This is a genomic window from Cupriavidus sp. 05N40, assembly GCF_056397305.1.
Genome location: NZ_JBFTND010000431.1, coordinates 1 through 1542 on the forward strand (window position 1 = coordinate 1; position 1542 = coordinate 1542).

Below are 1542 nucleotides of genomic sequence, written 5' to 3' on the forward strand. Positions count from 1 at the left end.
GTGCCAGTCAGATGCAGCAAGTGATTGCGACAGCGTGCGTGGGGTTCCACGCCACGCACGCTGGATGTCATTCCCGGCGGCTTCACGGCCTCATTCCACGCCTCATGACGTCGCCTCGATCACCCTATCGGGAGGCGATTGCCAGCGACCCGCGCGCGGCACGACGGCCTCCAGGTAGATCTTCAGTGCACCACCAGACGGCCTGTCGCCGTCGTCAGCGGTGTTCCCGACCAGTTCGATATCCAGCACCATGGGAGACCCGCTTGCGAAGCACACCTTGACCTTTTCCCGCAGCGGCTTCCCGGAGCCGAGTCCGAATGCATCCCCCGCAAGCACCGTGCCGTCCGAGGCGAAGATCGTCATGTCACCCGCATAGTCATCTGCGAGCCCGGCAACACCGATCACCAGTGCCAGGACGAACGGGCGCCGGTTTGCGATAAGTGCCGCAGCGATGTCGACAGGATCACTGGTCATACGTTGTCTACCGAATAAGTCGTGCCACTTCGAGGCGCACCACATCGCAGCGCCGCTGCGGATGAATCAGGAAGCCATGCTTGCAGGAGCCCATTCACGTCGGGTCACCAGATTCAAATGATAGTGAAGCGGAAGCATGCGGGCTGATGCAAATAGGCTAATCTCAGGCCAATGCATGCAAGGTATCGGCCAATGCGGAGCGCCCCAAGCACGGAGACACATCATGAAGTGTCTGAAGCCGCCACCGTCGCCCCGTGATCCATTCCGCCCAGGAGGAAGTGGCGTGTTGCGCCATGGCATCCTTCATCGCATCGGCACGCGCATTGTTCATTGCGCATGGCCAGACACTTACATCACGTTGTGATGTATTAATTTCTGAAGATCGCGCGTACAGGCGGGCGTGCTCGAGTCCACTGTGTAGTCGATGCTCAGCGCGTCAATCGCGAACGCGACGCAGACCTCGCCGGACACCAATGCCGGCAGGATGCGGCCAGATTGATCGGCACGGCAACCAAGCGCGACCGTGTTCGCCGCCGCGACAATGAAGCGTGCTGCTCTTGCGTGGCGGGGATGGCTTCGCGCAATAAGCGCACTTCCAGGGATCGATATGACGTACACGCGGCAATCGCCACGGTTCCCTGGCGTCAACATGCCAGCGTGACCAGGATCACCCCGCCGTGGCATTTGGCGGTCTCAAGGCAAGCAACGACCATCGGTTCGCGAGGGCGGTGCGTCCGCCCCTCCGATCGACAAGGCCGGCGTCTACAGATGCAAGCTGATCTGCCTGGCAAAGGCGCGTATCACCTCTTCATTCCGAGAGAGGAGGATCCACTGCCCCACCCGGGTCTGAACAAGAAGGCCGGCCTCGACCAACGTTGCGACATGCGCCGATACGGTCGACTGCGACAGGCCACTGCGTGCGTGAATCACAGTCGACGGCACGCCATGACCAAGATCGATGTAGCCCTGTACGAAGACCTCGTTCGGCGTCTTCAGCCACGCCAGGATCTGACGCCGGAAGCGGTTCGCGAGGGCTTTATGAATCAGGTTCGCGTCAATCATGGAGTT

General features: G+C 60.9%; 3 protein-coding genes. All 3 read right to left on the reverse strand.

Annotated features, from left to right (window positions below):
- Positions 1-102 precede the first annotated feature (102 nt).
- Positions 103-474, reverse strand: coding sequence for a hypothetical protein (locus AC1DO7_RS41245; protein ID WP_441621435.1), 372 nt, complete (start codon positions 472-474; stop codon positions 103-105).
- 348 nt (positions 475-822) lie between these two features.
- Complete coding sequence (locus AC1DO7_RS41250) at positions 823-1092, reverse strand: hypothetical protein (protein ID WP_441621437.1); 270 nt, start codon at positions 1090-1092, stop codon at positions 823-825.
- 144 nt (positions 1093-1236) lie between these two features.
- Positions 1237-1536: an ArsR/SmtB family transcription factor gene (locus tag AC1DO7_RS41255; RefSeq protein ID WP_441613828.1), complete on the reverse strand. Its 300-nt coding sequence runs from the start codon at positions 1534-1536 to the stop codon at positions 1237-1239.
- Positions 1537-1542: the final 6 nt, after the last annotated feature.